Here is a 16,665-nt window from a genome sequence, read left to right on the forward strand (position 1 = left end):
TGTTAACCTAATTATGACACCTTTTTGTTGAGTGGCTACATCAACTATAATCTGACCATCGCCTGAATTCGCAGATGCTATTTGATCACTTTCCCATCGGGCATATACCTCTTGGCCTCGGGCTGCTCGCCGTCGGCAGCGCCGAAGTCGACATCAAAAATCGGTTTGCCCTGGTCGTTGAATGTCACTTTGATTTCCTTGACGTAGGCCGGGATGTTCGGCGCGATAGTAGAGAAGCCGAGCTCGTTGGTGACTGTCTGGGCAAAGCCGCCTTCGGCCCCGGTGCTGCAGGAAACGAAGACGATCTGGGCGTTCTCGTCGAACCACTTGCCGGCCGCGCGCCGAATGCCCTTGCCTCCGCCGTCCTTTAGGTCGTCTATGAGCACGTCTTTCCTCATTCGCTGCTCTTGGCCATGTCGATTATTCCAGGCTTCCAATATTTCTTGATACTCTTGGGGTGAGAGTTCCGGGGTCTGGATCGGTGGCGGAGTCTGCTTTTTTTCGCCGAGCTGGATCGATTCCGGCTGGCCGTGCCCGCCGATAACCAGATAATCCATCTTATTGCCGGCGCCGGAGTACTGCTGATGCATCCGCGACAGGCGGCGTGCCAGCTCATACTGGGAGGCGGCTTCGATGAAGCGCGTCTCTTGGCCGCCGCTCATCAGATCACCCCGCAACTTTTCCAGCAGGTAGCGTTTCTGCAGAAAAGCGCCGTTGTGGTCAGCCTCGGGCAGGGCGACCACGCCGTATGGCAGGTCCTGGTCAGCCTTTTTGAGCTGTTCCAACAGGGCATAAAGCGGGTAGCGGGCGAAGTTGGCGATGCCGAACTTCTCAAAGATCTCTTTGGCCGCTCCAGGCTGCTTGCTTTCGAGCTGGGTAACGGCATCGATGTTCTCGAGATGGCTTTCACGGTACTGGTCCAAGCCGTCCTCATCTTTGCCGAGCGACTTCTTGGCCTTTTGCCATTTCTCTGCCATTTTTTCTGCCGTTTCACGATCCAGCCCGGCTCGCTCGGCCAAGAAGGTGGCAACCATCTTCCGATTCTCGGCATATACCTGATGTTGCGCGTCATACAACAGCTCTTTCAGATCGGAGGGATCACCAAAAGAGCCACGCTCCTCGTCCGCCGCCAATTCCAGACAGGCGGCAACGAGCTCCTTGTCATTCGAACGGGAAATGATGTTCGTCAAAGTATATTCGGTAATACAATCGGTGGTGTCCTTTGCCGGTTTATACGGCCGCGCAGCACTCTTGAGTAGGTCGAAGTTTTTCTTGAACCACTGATTCACGGCCAAACGGTCTGATTCCTCGACGTGGTCAAGCGATTCGCTGGCGACGAACATGGCATTAGCACGGAAACGCAACCTATCGGTCAATTCCTTATTCTCATAGTCATTTCGCTTAACGTCGCCCGGGTCATTCTGCCGAAGCTGCTTCTCCAGCTCAGGCAAGGCGAAACGGACATCCTCGAGAATCAAACCGTAAGTCCATTTGTTGTCCTCACGTGCCTTTTTGGTGTCGAGTTCAAAGACATAGGCTTGGCGCAAAGCTTCAAGCATGAGCGGAGCAGCACCCGAATCACCCAAGTAAGTCGTAACTAAATCTTCATTGTTTTTAAACGGTTGGATAAACTTTTTTAAAGGAGCCAGCGCCTTCTTGGTAAAACCCTTCTTCCCAAAACCGCCGATCAAGGCCTTTTCATGGGCATCCAAGAACTTCTGGACTTTTTTCTGCAGCTTCTCGGAGCTAGGCCGTTCCGGCTCTTCGTGGCGCCGGGATATTTCTTCAGCCTCCCCCACGGCAACCGTGCCGTCATAGTCATCGATATTGATTCCCTCGGGCTGCATATTCGATTGTTCGAGTTTTTTCATATATGCGCGGCTATTTGTCATTTTTTTCAATAATCCTTGCCAACTCATCCATTCCAAGCCAGGGACGGCGGCGGTGCAGGATGCGGTGGCAGTTGGAGCAGACGAGGGCCATGTCTTTCGTCCTGGAAACGTGCCCCTCTTCCATGACACTTACCGGCAAGGTGTGGTGCGCTTCGATATAATCCCTGCCGATATCACCATACTTGCTTTCGAAATCGAAGCCGCAAGCTTGGCAAAACAGCTTCTTGTGCCTTGCCTTGAATTCCTGTTTGGTTTTTTCAATCAATTTAGCGTTCCGTTCCCGGCGCAAGTGCAGCAGTTCCAGCGGCTTGCCTTCAGGAAATTCCGAATCGTCATCACTGGCGAGCATCTGTTTCCCTTCCTGCTTTTCAACGCTGTCAACTTCGCTATTCAACAGCCAATACTTCCGCTTCTGCTTGCCAGGAAGAGCGCCGTGCCCACCCAAATAATCGCCATAGGCTTCTTCCAGGCTTTTTGACTGCAATGGGTCCTTTTTGAATATCTTACGAATGGCCAGATTGGTCACGCGCCCATCCTTGTCTTCGTTCTGAGCGTGCAAAGCTAACGTATTGTTTCGGTAACCGATGAAACGGCTTGGATAAAAAAAGAATTTGCTGCCTATTTTTTTGACTACAAAACACAAGCCGCGCTGGATCAGCTCCCGGGCTGCTTTGCCGTCTTGGCCGCCAGCAAGCTTGTCGAAATATGCGATATTATTTTCTAGCTCTTCAAGACTGGCAATCAGCGCTATTGGGACCATATTTTCTTTATCATTGATATTGATAATATTACCATCAAAACAAAAAAGCGTCTAAATAACGCTTTTTTGAGATATGGGTTAATTATTTGGCTTTAGCCCTGCCGAAATTCGCAGATCTGGTAGAAGTCGCAATATTTGCAGAGCGGGCTCGGGCATGGCGGGAACTGGCCTTTTTGGATGTCGACGATGGTGTCGACGATCTTGGTCTGGATCTTTTCCAACTCCTCGGGCGTGCCCAAGAATTCCTGCTCGGTGTTGTTGTCCAAATAGTGGAAGGCTAGGGATGAGACCTCGTCGCGGAAAAGTTCGACTGCCGCCAATTGATAGATTAGGAGCTGCTCCTTTTCTTCGAAGGTCAGCTTGTCCTTGGGGTTACCGGTTTTGTAGTCGATGATTTTCAGCTTGCCGCCGATGTTGTCGACGCGATCGATCTTGCCCCGGACGGTGCAGGTCACGCCGTTAGCTTTGACCTTCAAGTTGAAGCCGGTCTCGGTATAGCGGTTATCTGGCCAATCATTTTTGTTCTGTTCATAGAACTCCTTGAGGATCGTCTCGCCTTTGGCGCGATATTCTTCTTTCTGCATCTTCGAAGCATACCAATCATCAATCCAGCTTTCGCGATAGAGTTCGTTGACCTCGTCCCAGGTGATGGTCGGATTCTCCTCGACCTTGGCGGCGCCGAACAGGTCGCCCTGGCCCAAGCCCCGGCGCTCGCGCACCAACTCGAAGAGCTTCTGCAAGGTGTTGTGCATGGTCGAGCCAAAGGAGAAGACGCCCTTGCCACGCATGGGGATGCGCAGAATGTGGGCGAAATAATATTGATACGGGCAGTTCTGGAAAGCGGCCAGCTGGGTGTAGGAAAAATAGTTAGGCGAACGGTAGGCCGCCGGCTTGGCGCCCTCAGCTGCCGGGACTTTTTCTTTTTTGACCTCGACGATGTCATCATTGGGCATCTCTTTCAGATCCAAAAGACCGGCTTCCGGCAGGAAACGGGATGGCTTCTTTTTGCGCAGTCCGCCGTAATCCGGCGCCCAGGAAAAATAGACGCCGTCACGGGCGCGGGTGATGGCCACGTAAAACAGGCGGCGCTCCTCCTCGAGGTGGGTGTCGCCCTCGGGCACGATTTCCTTGACCAGAGCGCTCGGCACGGCAATGGCCTCGCGGCGTTCGATGGCCGGAAAGCGCTTGTCCACCATGCCGACGATGAAGACGTGCTTGAACTCAAGCCCCTTGGAGCCGTGGACGGTCATGACTTTGACCGTCTCCGGACCGTACTCGAGGTCTGGGGTGATCGAGCCGGACTCGCCGGCCTCGAGTTCCATATTGAATTCTTCCAGGAACGATTTGACGCTGCGGTCGTCCGAGTTAGCCTCGAAGGCCTGGACCCGCTTGGCGAACTGGTTCAAGTAGCCCAGCTGCTCGCGGGCCTGCTGCTCGGGCAACTTGCTCAAATGGGCCAAATAGCCCGAATCGGTCAGGAAGGCGATGATGATCTCGGTCGCCCCCTTGTCGCGCACCATCTGCACGTGACTCGAGAGCAATGTCAGGACTTTGTAGATTTTCTTGTCGGTCTCGGCGCCCAAATGGAGCTGGCCGGACTGGCGCATCGTTTCGAAAAGCGACCAGCTCTTCTTGTAGGCGTGGAAATTCAGGTCCACGATTTCCTTGTGGCTGAAACCGAACATTGGCAAGTTGAGGATGCGATAGAGCGCCCGGCTCTCGTGGTAATCGTCGAGAAGCTTGAGATAGGAAATGATATCGAGGATGACCGGCTTGGTATAGAGTCCTCGTGAAGCCATGAAAAGATAGGGGATCTCCTGCTTGTCCAGGGCGGCGCAGAATTCCTTGGCCGTGTCGTTGGCACGGACCAGGACGGCGAAGTCGTTCCAGCCGAGCGTCTCGTCGTCGGCCTTGATGTCGACGATCTTCTGCAAAACCTGCTGGATCTCATTGTTCAGATCAGAGCCACGGATGACCTCGATCCGGCCCGCTCCATCATTCGAAGCCTTGAGCTGCTTCGAGAGGATGCACTGCGATTTGTCTTTGCCGTCGTTCAGCTGGCACTCGAGGCGGTTGGGGTTGTTCAATTTGATGAATTCGTAGGCCAGGTCGAGGATGTTCTGGCGGCTGCGATAGTTCTCGGTCAGCACCACCTGTTCGGCCTTGGGGTAGTCGCTGCGGAACTGGAGAATGTTGCTCATCGAGGCGCCGCGAAAGGCGTAAATCGACTGATCGTCATCGCCGACCACAATCAGGTTGTTCTTGGGAGCGGCCAAAAGTTTTACCAGCTCGTACTGGGCCCAGTTGGTGTCCTGAAACTCATCGACCAGGATATATTTGAACTGCTGACGATATTGCTCGAGCAAGAGCGGCCGCTCTTTGAACAGCTTCAGGCAGTAATTGATGAGGTCGCCGAAGTCCAGGCAGCCGTTTTCCAAAAGCAGCTGCTGGTATGTATGATAGGCGTTTGCCACTTCGGAGAGGCGCGCCACTTCCTGTTCAATGATTTCGGGCGAGACCTCTTCGAGGTCCAGATCTTCGTAGAATCGCTTGAGTGCGCCATCAAGCTTGCCGGTCTTGCTTTTACTCTTCTTGGCCTTAGCCGGAGCTTTGCCGCCGAGCTTCTTGTCGAAATTCTGTTCCAGTTCCTCGACGTAGGCCAGATAATCGGCTGGGGCGATCTCCTCGTCCTTCAAACGGGAAAAATGCCTGACCAGCGCTTGGATGAACTTGGTCGGATTGCCAGCCGGACGATAGTATTTGAGATTCAAACGTGGCAGGTTCTTGTTAATCAGGATCCATTGCTCGAATTCGTTCAACAGCTTGAAGTCTGTCGGCAAGCCGATCTCGAGCCCATGCTGCTTGATGATCCGTTCGGCGAAGCCGTGGAAGGTATTGATCCACAAATCCAGATAGCCCATGGGCAGAAGCTTGTCGACCCGCTCTTCCATCTCGCCGGCCGCCTTCTCGGTGAAGGTCAGGGCCAGGATCTGGTCCGATTTGGCCCAGCCCTGCTCGATGATGTAGCCGATCTTCTGGGTTAGAAGGTGGGTCTTGCCCGTCCCGGCGCCAGCTACGATCAAAAGCGGCCCCTCCTTATGCAGGACGGCCTTGAGCTGCTCCGGATTCAATTGTTCCATCAGATTAGACATCTTTATTTGAGGCCGATGTAGGCGGCCATGGCTTCCAGCCTGGCCGGCTTGTCCCGGCGGTATGAGAAATATTTATTATCTTCGCAAAAGGTGCACTCCGGGCTGAGGCTGATGTTTTCCTCCCTGACCCCGGCGGCTGCTAACTGCTTCAAAATGACGGCCGACAGGTCGATATAGGTCTTGTCGTCCCTCGATTCCATACTATCACCAAAATCGGCAAACTGGCTAGCCACGTCCTCCTGGACTTCGAAATGGCATTTGCGGATGTGCGGACCGACCAGGACCATGATATCCGCCGACTGCGAGCCGAACTCGGATCGCAGTCTGGCGACAGTTTCCCCGCCGATATTGCCGACGACGCCTTTCCAGCCGGCATGGGCCAAGCCCACGGCTTGGCGCTTCGGGTCATAAAAATAGAGCGGGGCGCAGTCGGCCACGGTCAGGGACAGGACCAAGCCTTTCCGGTCAGTAACCAGGGCGTCGGTTTCGGCAATCACCGGAACCAGGGCGTCCTTGATCGCGGCCACCCTGTTCGAATGCACCAATCCGGCCGAGACGATATTTTCCGGAGCTAGGCCGAGCTGGCCGAAAAAACGGCCGCGGTTCTCCCTGGCCTCTTCATCGCTGGTTTCCAACATTTTCATCCGGCCATCCCCTTTCCCAGAGATGCCCCAGACGATATTTTGCGACTCTTCTAATTTCATGGCTGATTCAAGCTTATGCCAGCGCCTCGGCCACCATCAGGCTATAGATTGATCTGATCCGGGCCAAGATCTCCTGGTCATCGTTCAAGGCTTTGGCCTGCTCGATTATTTTTGCGATGGATTCCCGGCCGATGCCGAAAACATCGAAAACCTTGCGATAATCATCTATCTTGCATGCCCGCTTATCCAGATATAATTCCCTGACCGCCTGATTGTATCGCATGATCTTGGCCAAGTCCTCGCCGTTAGGGTTGGCGGCGAAATCCAAGGCCGGCAGGCAGCCCTGCAGATTGAAACGCGGCATGTCGTCGATATCCTGGACCAATTTGAGCGCCGTGGAGAGGATCCAGTCATCACGGCCACCAGAGTCAAGAAAGGTCAGTTCTGGTAGAACGGTCCGTTTAACCTTGTCATATATCACGTCGCACAGGAAATGGCTCTGCCAGCCCTTCTTGAAATCGGTGTCAGCGAACGACGCCTCCAAAACGCTTGGATTATGGGTCAGCTCGCGTTCGATTTTGGCAACATAGCGGCTGTCGGGGTAGACGGCGCCGCTCAGATACTGGGCCATGTCCTTGATTTCGTACTTGCCGATAACATCCAGGGCAAATCTTATGTGTGTTGCCTCCAATGACATATCAGAACTTCAATAATTTCTTGAACTCGGCCTCGTTCTTGTAGGGGCCGATGATGGCCAAATTCAGCTTGTCGGCCACGAAGACGCTCTTGGCCACGCGCTTGATATCGGCGGCGGTCACCGCGTCGATCTTCTTGAAAAATTCTTCAGGAGAATAAAGCTTGGCACGCGAGACTTGCCCCGTGCGCTCCTGGGTCAGCTTCATCACCGCTTGGCGGGCATACCACTCGCCCAGGTCATCGGACGACTCCAAAGCCAACGGTATGCGGCCCTTGATCAAATCCTTGACGCGAGCCAGTTCCTTGGCCGGGACCGGGGTCTTCGCCATCTTGGCGTATTCGGCCAGAGTCACTTTAATCACTTCTTTCATCGCCTCGACGCGAACGCCGCCCTGGGTAGTCAAATAGCCGCAATCGGTGTAGCTCTCGGCGCTGGTGCGGACATAGTAGGCCAAACCGCGCTTCTCGCGTATCTCGTTGAACAGGCGCGAACTCATCGAGCCGCCAAGGATTACCGCCATGACTTTCAGGATCGTCTCATCCGGATGGCCGTGCGGCAGGGCGTGAACGCCGAGCGAGAAGTGGGCCTGGTCGGTCTGTTTGAACTTTATCTTGAGCTGCGGCGCCTTCTGGCTGACGGCTACGGCCGCTTTTTCTTTGAAATTCTTCTCTTGATGCTTGGAGGCGAAAGCTTCGAAGGTTTTTTCGGCTTTCGCGGCGAACGATTTGCTGAAATTGCCGGCCAGACAGACGATGGTGTTGTGCGGCTGGTACTGGGCCGAGAAATAGCGGACAATATCCTCGCGGGTCAGGGCCGAAACCGTCTCCTTGCTGCCCGAAGTCTCGCGTCCGGCCGGGGTGTCGCCGTAAAGGCACTCCTCGAGCACGTCTTCGATGCTCATCATCGGATTATCCTCGTACATATTGATCTCCTCGATGATGACGCCGCGCTCCTTGGCCATCTCGGCCGCATCGAACTTGGAATTCAAGAGCATCTCCGCGACCATAGCCAAAGCCGTCTCGGCCTTGGCGCTCGCGACTTTCATATAATAACCGGTGAATTCCTTGCTGGTAAAAGCGTTCGATTCGCCGCCGATGGCATCGATCGCGCTCGATAGCGCCATGGGGTTCGGATACTTCTTGGTGCCCTTGAAGAAAAGATGTTCCAAAAAATGTGAGACGCCGCTCTCGCGCTTATCTTCGTATTTGGCGCCGGTGCCGATCAGGACCAGGACCGTCACGGTCTTAGCGCCCGGCATCGGCACGGTCAGGAACGATAGGTCGTTCCGATTCTTTTTCAATGTATGCATATGGTTTTTTCGCTTTATTATCACCTTACTATAGCCTAAACGACACGATTATTCAACCGTTTTCTTCGGCAAAGCGGCCAAGGAAACGATAGCCCAGAAGAGGAAGACGCCGAAATGCAGGCTCCACCACCAGTGGTCGAACAGCATCATCGTGCCGATCGAAACCGTCGCCGCGGTGATTGACAGATCGAAGCGTCCGTAGTCTTCGATCAGCTTCCTGATCTTCAGCTGCTCCTTGGAGAGCTGAATGAATGGCGGCAACTGATCCTTGAAGACGAAGGTTCCGAGGATAAGAATAATCATCAATAAGCCAACCAACCCGAATTCGGACAACAGCAACAAAAAAGTATTGTGGACCGGCTGGTAGTACCAAGCCGGTTGGCTCGGCTCAGTTCGCTCAAGCGCTGGCACATAGTTGCCCAAACCAACTCCTGCCAACCAATGTCCCTTGAGTAGAGCGGACGCCTGCCTATAGCTGCCCAGCCGTTCGCTCGTCGATTTGAGCTCAAGCCGGTCTTGTGCGGTGAAGCGGCTGGTTGCCAGGTCGCGAAATGGCACCATGAAGAAGGCGAAGATGGCCGCGATGACCGCTACGCCGACCAGCCAAGGTCGCAGCTCCCGCCAGCGCTTGAGCCAGACGGTTATCAACAAAGAGATGGCCGTACCCAAAAAGAGGCCGAGCCAAGCTCCGCGGCTGAAGCTGACGAACAGCCCGGCCGACAAGCTGGCGATGATCACATAAAGCAACAGGCGCAAGTTATCTTTTTCTTTACTATAATACCACTCGGCCAAGAGCCACAAAGCGAAAATCAAACCGACGGCCATAGCTCCTCCGAGAATGTTCGGGTGATCGAAGCTACCATAGGCCCGGAGCCAGCGCTCCGGCAGCTGGCCGAGCGGATACCGCTCAATTACCGAGGTGCCTGGTTCGGCGGCGATATGCCGAGTCAGCCCGAGCCATTTATTCGCAAAAGTGCTCTGAGTCAGGAACTGCCAGACGGCCAGCCAAGCCGGCAGCACCAGCCCGGCGGCCAGCCAGAAAGCGGCTCTGGTTTTCTCGGCAAAAACCAAGGACAACCGCACCATGGCGATAGCCAAGGCCAAACGCAAGGCAACGAACTCGGCCAAGGCGCGATCAGGCGCTTGGGCGATCGAAAAAGCGAAATAAGCGCCGGCGCAAGCGGCAATGATGCCTTTGACACGGTCAGCCCGACGGCCAAACCCGCGCAAACGCCAGAAATAGAGGCCGGCCAAAAGCAGCAAGGCTAAGGCGATGACATCGCTGCCATACAAGCTGTAATTAAGATACTCTGAGGTTCCGCCTTGGATAATCCCAGCATGAAAAATCCAGCGCGTCTGCCACGGCAATATGAATAAGAATAGGTATGAGCCGTATTCGATGATTTTTTTCAAAGTCATACTTATGGAAATTATGAAATTCCTTGCAATTTTTCTGCCAATCTTCTGCGGTACTCTTCCCGCCGGTCATTGGCATGGAACTTCAGCACGCAGTCGTTGACCACCACCCGGGTGTCCTGATTAGCCAAACGCTTAAGTTCCGGCGACATCAGCCTGAGCTGGATCTTTCTGGCCAGTTTTTCGGACCAGCCGAAAAGCCGATCGAAGACAGCGGCCGCCAAGAGACCGATCCGACCGCCCACCCGGCGCCAACGGACCGTCGCTTTGGGCGACCATCGAGGCAGTTCCTGAGCGAGCCAAGAATTGGCTGCAATCAACTTATCGTAGACGCTATCGTTATCGTAAATCGGGTACAACCCGGCCAGCCAATAGCGGAAATAGGGGTCGCCGCCCGGCAGCCTGAAACCTGAAAAGTCCAAGCCTTCTTCGCTGGCCCAAAAACTCAGGCAGATCTTATCTTGGTTGTTGCCCGCTTGCGGACGCCAGCCGAGAAATTTGGTAATCGTGGTCACCAGCAAGCGACTTGCCCACAGCCGACCCTTGGCTGTCACGATCAAGAGGTCGATATCGCTTTCGCGGCGCAAGTTGTGGCCGCCGATCAGGTTGCCCACGGTAATCAGCTTGATCCAGGGCAGCCAGCGGAAAAGCCGGGCGGCCCGCAGGGCATACTTGAACTTTTCGGACGTGATGTTATAGCGCTCGTGCCGGATAGTTACCAGCTCCTCGCGCCCGGGCAAGAAATAAAACGCCTGCGCCTGCGCCAGCCGCTTCTCGGACACCAAGGCGTCTAGCTCCTGCAGTGTCTCGTCATATCCGGCAGCCAAGCCAAAGGCCGACTGCCAGACTTCACGGGCGGTCAAGGGATAATTGAACAAGTCAAAAAAAGCAATCGTCGCCATTACCGATTGCCTTGTCTGCTGTATTGTCTCAGAGGTTGCCGTCATTGTCTTAGTCTTCAAGCTGAGGCCGATTCAAAGCCAGGGCCTCGATTTTCGATTCGCTGCCCGCGATCTTGATCACGTCCTTGTCGATCTTCTTGAACTCCTTATAAGCATTGTTGTAATGATTGACCGTGGTAGAGAGGCTGCCGCCGAGCTTCTTCAAAAAATCATCGTAGGACAGGATGTGCTTACCCAGCTTCTCGACATTGGCTTTGATTTCCTTGGCGCTCTCCTCGATCTGCATGGCGCGAAGGCCTTGCAGCACCGTCTGGAGGTAGGCCAGGAACGATGTCGGCGAGACGATGATGACGTGTTTGTCCTTGAAAGCGTAATCGATCAAGTCGCGAGTGTTGATCTGGGCCGCACCGACCTTGTTGATCAGCAAATCATAATAGATCGCTTCCGACGGAATGAACATGAAGGCGAAGTCCATCGTCTTCTCGGATGGCTTGACGTATTTAGAGGTCTCATCGATGCGGTTTTTCAAATCCTGCTTGAACAGTTTCTCAAATTTCTCACGGGTTTCGCTGTCAGTCGCGGTCAGGATGCGTTCATAATTCTCCAAAGAAAATTTCGAGTCGACCGGAATGACCTTGTCCTTGACGAAGACGACCGCATCGACGATCGTGCCGTCCTTGAATGGGTATTGCATCTGGTACGAGTTGGGCGGCAAGACATTTTTCAAGGTCTCTTCAAGGAAATATTCGCCCAGGACGCCGCGTTGCTTCGGATTCTTCAAAATGTCCTGCAGATTCTGCAGCTGAGCCGAAAAGTTGACCACTTGCTTGTTGGTCTCGTCGAGCTTGGTCAGTTTTTCCGTGACGTCGGATATCAGCTTGGCCGATTGGCCGGTGATTCCTTGGATAATTCTGGTGGTATGCCCGTACTGTTCCTGATGGGCCTGATGGGTCTCGGAGAGCTTCTGATCGAGTATCTGGCGCATCTCTTTCTGTTCTTCGCGCTGCTGGACTCGAAGCTCCTGATTCTCCCGGCGCAGCTGCTCGATCATCATGATCAGCTTTTCCGACTCGAGCGAACCTTCTTTCTTGCGCAAAAGCAGAAAAACAACCAGCCCTAGGCCGGCAATCAGTAATATTAGCAAAAAAATAATAAGAATATTGGTCATAGTGTTTGTTTATAGCTTCAGTGTATCAGTCCTCGGGCCAATCTGCAACCTTCGGCGCTAGGGCCGAATATCCTATTTTTTTGCTATGGTTGTTGATTTTTCAGCCCGGCGATGCTAATATGCGATGTGCTGTTTGAAAACCAAAAACGCAAAAAACCATAGCCAAGGGAGGCCAAATGAACGGACAGAACATTTTGCAAGGAGCGGAGGCAATCATCTTCGATATGGACGGCGTCATCGTCGATTCCGAATCGATCCACGTGGAAGCCGAAAAGGCTGCTTGCCAGCATTTCGGCATCGAGATTCCCTTTTCCGAATGGGACGGATTCAAAGGCAAGACGGCGATCGATATCGCCTGCCACATCCTGAACACCTATTCCAAGGGCGGCGTTTCGCCCCAGCAGTTCGTCGAATGCAAAACCAGGCTCTATCTCGAGCTAGCCGCAACCGGCCTGCAGGAAATCGAAGGCGCTATCCGCTTCATCAAAGGAGCGCAATCGCTCTTCGGACTGTGTGCACTGACCACCTCGAGCAACCGAGCCATCCAAGAGCTCGTGTTCGACCGGTTCGATCTCGAACGCTACTTCGACGAAGTCCTTACCGGCGATGAGGTGGCCAACGGCAAGCCGCACCCCGAGCCTTACCTGAAGACCGCCCTGAAATTGGGCGTCCGGCCAAGCCATTGCATCGTCATCGAAGACTCTGACAATGGCGTTACCAGCGCCAAAAGCGCTGGCTGCCGCACTATCGGCATCACCACCTCCTATCCATCGCCTCGGCTTTATAACTGCGGCGCCGACCTGGTCGTCGAGAGCTTCGCTGAACTTGCCGCGATTTTCGCTGGCTGCGCAAAGGAGGGAGTATGAGAATCGAATACATCACCTGGCCCCTGCTGGCCGTCATGATGGGCGGCTGGGCCTGGATGCAGTACCGCAAAGGCGAACTGTCCGACCGGCACTACCTCTGGTTCTCAGCCATGATGGTCGGCGGCCAAATCGGCGGCTCCATCGATTGCTACGCCAAAGACAACATAGGCATGGTTTTTGTCCAGATTTATTTCATGCTCTTTACCCTGTGGGGCGCCTTCCAGCGCTACCGCGACATCCGCTCGAGACTTTCGACAGAAACCTGCCAAGGAGGTGGCACATGACTTTTGACGACGCCCTCAACTCGCTTGCCACTCTGCTGAACCGGCCGATCGCCAAAAGCAGCGATGTCCTTTTCTGGGTCATCGTCGTCATGGCGATCTACTGCTCCTTCATATTCCTACTTCTCCCCGCCCTGAACTGCCGACCGAAGCGCAAAGCGGCAGTTCCTTGCCCAGAATCTGAAATCATCGTCATGGGCGAACACGAACACAATTACTCCGCTCCGCACTTGATCGAATATGCACCGGTCGGCGGAGGACACCACACCAATTACAGCGTCATGGTCTGCAATGGCTGCATGACGGCCATCACCTTCCCTCAGGACAATTTCCTATTGACCATACCGGAACACCAAGAATGGCTCAAATCCGGCCTCGTCGATATGGGCATCACTCTCGTTTTGGAATAACCGAAACGTTCGGCTAACATCAGCCAAACCCGTCTCTTACCAGGCGGGTTTTTTCATTCGGCCGATACCCTTGCCAAAACCCTTTTTTTCCAGTACAATAAGTTGCGATTTAAATAAATCTCCTTAGACCGAGTCTCGGGTTTAAATTTCCTTCCATGGCCCAACAAAATGCCATCGTCATCAAGGGTGCCCGCGTGCACAATTTAAAGAATATCGATGTCACCATCCCGCGTGACAAATTCGTCGTGATTACCGGCCTGTCCGGCTCCGGCAAGTCCAGCCTGGCGTTCGACACCATCTACGCCGAAGGCCAGCGCCGCTATGTCGAGTCGCTTTCAGCCTACGCCCGGCAATTCATCGGCCTGATGGATAAGCCTGACGTCGATTCGATCGAAGGGCTCTCCCCTGCCATCTCCATCGACCAGAAGACCGCCTCGCATAATCCTCGTTCGACCGTCGGCACCGTTACCGAAATCTACGATTACCTGCGCCTGCTTTACGCCCGCATCGGCGTGCCTCATTGCCCGCAATGCGGCCAGAAGGTCAAACCATATACCGTCGACGAGATCGTCAATCGCGTCACCAAGGGCTGCACTGCCAAAGAAGTAGTGCTCTTGGCTCCGATCATCAAAGACAAGAAAGGTGAACATAAGAGCGTGCTGATCGCCATCGCCAAAGCCGGCTACAGCCGTGTCCTGTTCGACAACACCATCTATTCGCTTGAGGAGGCCGAAGACCTGGCCGTCGACAAGCAGAAGAAACACAGCCTAGCCATCGTCATCGACCGCTTGACCGTTACGACCAATAAATCCGACCTCTCCCGTTTGAGCGAGAGCGTCGAGAAAGCCCTGGACCTAGGCAGCGATGTCGTCGAAGTCATGACCGCCGACGGACAGGAACGTGTGACCTATTCCCGCAAATTCGCTTGTCCGGATTGCGGCATCAGCCTGCCCGAACTCGAGCCGCGCAATTTCTCTTTCAACTCCCCCCACGGCGCTTGCCCTGACTGTACCGGTCTCGGCACCAAGCTGGAGATCGATCCCGTCCTGATCCTCAACAAGAACCTGACCATCGCCCAAGGCGCCATCAAGCCATGGTCGCACGGCAATACGCCGGGCCAGACTTGGCTGATGCGGATTCTCGGCACGGTCGCCGAGAAAAACGGCTTCGATCTCAACACTGCCATCAAGGACCTGACCAAGAAACAGCTGGATATCGTCCTCTACGGCTCCGGTGACAAGAACTACCAGGTCGAATATGAAAGCGCCCGTTTCACCGGCGAGCTGACCACCGAATTCGAAGGCGTCATCCCTAATCTTGAACGCCGCTACCAACAGACCGAATCCGACTACATCCGCAAGGAAATCGAGAGCTTCATGCGCGTCCTAATCTGCCCGACCTGCCACGGCAAACGCCTGAAGCCGGAAATGCTGGCTGTCACCATCGCCGATCTCTCGATCCAAGACGTCACCACCAAGCCGATCGACGCCTGCAAGGCCTTCTTCATCCAGCTTGAAGGCGGTTCGACCCTGACCGAGCGCGAAAAGAAAATATCCAAACTGATCTTCAAGGAAATACGTTCCCGCCTGGAGTTCCTCTCCAACGTCGGGCTTGATTACCTAACCCTCGACCGCTCGGCCAATACCCTTTCCGGCGGCGAAGCCCAGCGCATTCGCCTGGCCACCCAGATCGGGTCGGCCCTAGTCGGCGTGCTCTACGTCCTCGACGAGCCGTCGATCGGCCTGCACCAGCGCGACAACGACAAGCTGATCGAGACCCTGAAAGAGCTCCGCGATATCGGTAACTCGGTCATCGTCATCGAACACGACGAAGCTACCATGCTAGCCGCTGACTGGCTGATCGATGTCGGCCCTGGTGCCGGCGAGCACGGCGGACAGATCGTGGCCCAAGGCACGCCTGACCAGGTTAAAAAAGCCAAATCCCTGACCGGCGAATACCTCTCGGGCAAGAAGTCCATCGCCATTCCGGCTAAATACCGCGCGGGCAGCGGCAATTCGATCAAAATCCTCGGAGCCGAAGAGAACAATCTGAAAAATATCGATGTCGAGATTCCTTTAGGCAAATTCGTCGCCATCACCGGCGTCTCCGGCTCCGGCAAATCGACCCTGATGATCGATATTCTGGCCACTGCCCTGAACCAGAAATTCTATCGGGCCAAAGAAATGCCTGGCAAACACAAGCTGATCGAAGGCCTTTCCCATATCGACAAAGTCATCCATATCGACCAATCGCCGATCGGCCGCACCCCGCGTTCCAATCCGGCCACTTATACCGGCGTCTTCACTCCGATCCGCGACCTGTTCGCGAATATGCCCGAAGCCAAGATCCGCGGCTACAAGGCCGGACGCTTTTCCTTCAATGTCGTCGGCGGCCGCTGTGAAGCCTGCTCAGGCGACGGTATGGTCAAGATCGAGATGCAATTCCTGCCCGACGTCTACGTCGAATGCGAAGTCTGCCACGGCAAGCGCTACAACAAGGAAGCGCTCGAAGTCCACTACAAGGAAAAGAACATTGCCGATATCCTAGCCATGACCGTAGAAGAAGCGACCAAGTTCTTCAAAAATATCCCAGCTGTCCATCAGAAGCTTTCGACCCTCTGTGATGTCGGTCTCGGCTATATCAAGCTCGGGCAATCGGCCACCACCTTGTCTGGCGGCGAAGCCCAGCGCATCAAACTGGCCTCGGAACTTTCGCGCCGCGCTACCGGCAAGACCTTATACATCCTGGACGAGCCGACAACAGGTCTGCACTTCGACGATATCAAGCGCCTGCTCCATGTCTTGAACCGCTTGGTCGACAAGAACAACACCGTCCTGATCATCGAGCACAACCTCGACGTCATCAAATCGGTCGACCACATTATCGACCTCGGTCCCGAGGGCGGCGACAAGGGCGGCGAGATCGTGGCCCAAGGCACACCGAAAGAAGTAGCGAAAGTCAAAAAGAGCCTCACCGGACAATATCTAGCCAAGATCATCAAAAAGAAAAAGCCCCGCGGAAGCGGGGCTGTTACATATGAACAAAAACGCCTCTTCCGTGAAGAAGAGGCTGCGAGTGAAGATAAGAACGTACCTCTGGCCCTAGAATCAGGGACAGTCCAAGCTTCGGTGGGCTTGTGCGCATGTAAGCCGCTTAAACCTTAGCTGT

General features: G+C 54.5%; 13 protein-coding genes. 4 read left to right on the forward strand and 9 right to left on the reverse strand.

Going from position 1 to position 16,665, the window contains the following annotated elements:
* Positions 1-77 precede the first annotated feature (77 nt).
* The 9 genes from HGA34_05200 to HGA34_05240 all read right to left on the reverse strand — a co-directional run bounded on the left by HGA34_05200 (position 78) and on the right by HGA34_05240 (position 11,940).
* Entirely contained in the window at positions 78-1,871 is a 1,794-nt protein-coding gene (locus tag HGA34_05200; protein ID NTW22903.1) for a hypothetical protein, read from the reverse strand.
* 10 nt (positions 1,872-1,881) lie between these two features.
* Positions 1,882-2,652: an HNH endonuclease gene (locus tag HGA34_05205; GenBank protein NTW22904.1), complete on the reverse strand. Its 771-nt coding sequence runs from the start codon at positions 2,650-2,652 to the stop codon at positions 1,882-1,884.
* A 92-nt stretch (positions 2,653-2,744) separates the two neighbouring features.
* A complete protein-coding gene (locus tag HGA34_05210; protein NTW22905.1) occupies positions 2,745-5,792 on the reverse strand; it encodes a UvrD-helicase domain-containing protein in 3,048 nt (1,015 codons plus the stop codon).
* Positions 5,793-5,806: 14 nt separating this feature from the next.
* On the reverse strand, positions 5,807-6,508 hold the full coding sequence (gene pgeF, locus HGA34_05215; protein NTW22906.1) for a peptidoglycan editing factor PgeF: 702 nt from the start codon (positions 6,506-6,508) through the stop codon (positions 5,807-5,809).
* Between the two features lie 13 nt (positions 6,509-6,521).
* The gene (locus HGA34_05220; GenBank protein NTW22907.1) at positions 6,522-7,145 is read right to left on the reverse strand and encodes a hypothetical protein; all 624 of its coding nucleotides are present in this window, start codon (positions 7,143-7,145) and stop codon (positions 6,522-6,524) included.
* 1 nt (position 7,146) lies between these two features.
* Complete coding sequence (locus tag HGA34_05225; protein ID NTW22908.1) at positions 7,147-8,454, reverse strand: insulinase family protein; 1,308 nt, start codon at positions 8,452-8,454, stop codon at positions 7,147-7,149.
* 48 nt (positions 8,455-8,502) lie between these two features.
* Positions 8,503-9,873, reverse strand: coding sequence for an O-antigen ligase family protein (locus HGA34_05230; protein NTW22909.1), 1,371 nt, complete (start codon positions 9,871-9,873; stop codon positions 8,503-8,505).
* Between the two features lie 11 nt (positions 9,874-9,884).
* On the reverse strand, positions 9,885-10,772 hold the full coding sequence (locus HGA34_05235; protein NTW22910.1) for a hypothetical protein: 888 nt from the start codon (positions 10,770-10,772) through the stop codon (positions 9,885-9,887).
* A 49-nt stretch (positions 10,773-10,821) separates the two neighbouring features.
* Complete coding sequence (locus HGA34_05240) at positions 10,822-11,940, reverse strand: DNA recombination protein RmuC (protein NTW22911.1); 1,119 nt, start codon at positions 11,938-11,940, stop codon at positions 10,822-10,824.
* Between the two features lie 176 nt (positions 11,941-12,116).
* Here HGA34_05240 and HGA34_05245 point away from each other — a divergent pair, with 176 nt between their 5' ends.
* The 4 genes from HGA34_05245 (at position 12,117) to uvrA (ending at position 16,661) form a co-directional block, all read left to right on the forward strand.
* On the forward strand, positions 12,117-12,806 hold the full coding sequence (locus tag HGA34_05245) for an HAD family phosphatase (GenBank protein NTW22912.1): 690 nt from the start codon (positions 12,117-12,119) through the stop codon (positions 12,804-12,806).
* Positions 12,803-13,090, forward strand: coding sequence for a hypothetical protein (locus HGA34_05250; GenBank protein ID NTW22913.1), 288 nt, complete (start codon positions 12,803-12,805; stop codon positions 13,088-13,090). The genes HGA34_05245 and HGA34_05250 overlap by 4 nt, the downstream gene beginning before the upstream one ends.
* Positions 13,087-13,497 carry a hypothetical protein gene (locus HGA34_05255; GenBank protein ID NTW22914.1) on the forward strand — a complete coding sequence of 137 codons (411 nt, stop codon included), beginning with the start codon at positions 13,087-13,089 and terminating at the stop codon, positions 13,495-13,497. Before HGA34_05250 ends, HGA34_05255 begins: the two co-directional genes overlap by 4 nt.
* A gap of 155 nt (positions 13,498-13,652) precedes the next feature.
* Positions 13,653-16,661 (forward strand): excinuclease ABC subunit UvrA, encoded by a 3,009-nt coding sequence (gene uvrA, locus HGA34_05260; GenBank protein NTW22915.1) that lies wholly within the window; start codon positions 13,653-13,655, stop codon positions 16,659-16,661.
* Positions 16,662-16,665 lie beyond the last annotated feature (4 nt).

The organism is Candidatus Falkowbacteria bacterium (assembly GCA_013336275.1).
GTDB lineage: Bacteria > Patescibacteriota > Patescibacteriia > Patescibacteriales > GWE2-39-37 > JAAXUA01.

Coding starts and splice junctions, on each gene's coding strand:
- HGA34_05200 (NTW22903.1), bottom strand. CDS start 1,871: ATGAAAAAACTCGAACAATCGAATATGCAGCCCGAGGGAATCAATATC.
- HGA34_05205 (NTW22904.1), bottom strand. CDS start 2,652: ATGGTCCCAATAGCGCTGATTGCCAGTCTTGAAGAGCTAGAAAATAAT.
- HGA34_05210 (NTW22905.1), bottom strand. CDS start 5,792: ATGGAACAATTGAATCCGGAGCAGCTCAAGGCCGTCCTGCATAAGGAG.
- pgeF (NTW22906.1), bottom strand. CDS start 6,508: ATGAAATTAGAAGAGTCGCAAAATATCGTCTGGGGCATCTCTGGGAAA.
- HGA34_05220 (NTW22907.1), bottom strand. CDS start 7,145: ATGTCATTGGAGGCAACACACATAAGATTTGCCCTGGATGTTATCGGC.
- HGA34_05225 (NTW22908.1), bottom strand. CDS start 8,454: ATGCATACATTGAAAAAGAATCGGAACGACCTATCGTTCCTGACCGTG.
- HGA34_05230 (NTW22909.1), bottom strand. CDS start 9,873: ATGACTTTGAAAAAAATCATCGAATACGGCTCATACCTATTCTTATTC.
- HGA34_05235 (NTW22910.1), bottom strand. CDS start 10,772: ATGGCGACGATTGCTTTTTTTGACTTGTTCAATTATCCCTTGACCGCC.
- HGA34_05240 (NTW22911.1), bottom strand. CDS start 11,940: ATGACCAATATTCTTATTATTTTTTTGCTAATATTACTGATTGCCGGC.
- HGA34_05245 (NTW22912.1), top strand. CDS start 12,117: ATGAACGGACAGAACATTTTGCAAGGAGCGGAGGCAATCATCTTCGAT.
- HGA34_05250 (NTW22913.1), top strand. CDS start 12,803: ATGAGAATCGAATACATCACCTGGCCCCTGCTGGCCGTCATGATGGGC.
- HGA34_05255 (NTW22914.1), top strand. CDS start 13,087: ATGACTTTTGACGACGCCCTCAACTCGCTTGCCACTCTGCTGAACCGG.
- uvrA (NTW22915.1), top strand. CDS start 13,653: ATGGCCCAACAAAATGCCATCGTCATCAAGGGTGCCCGCGTGCACAAT.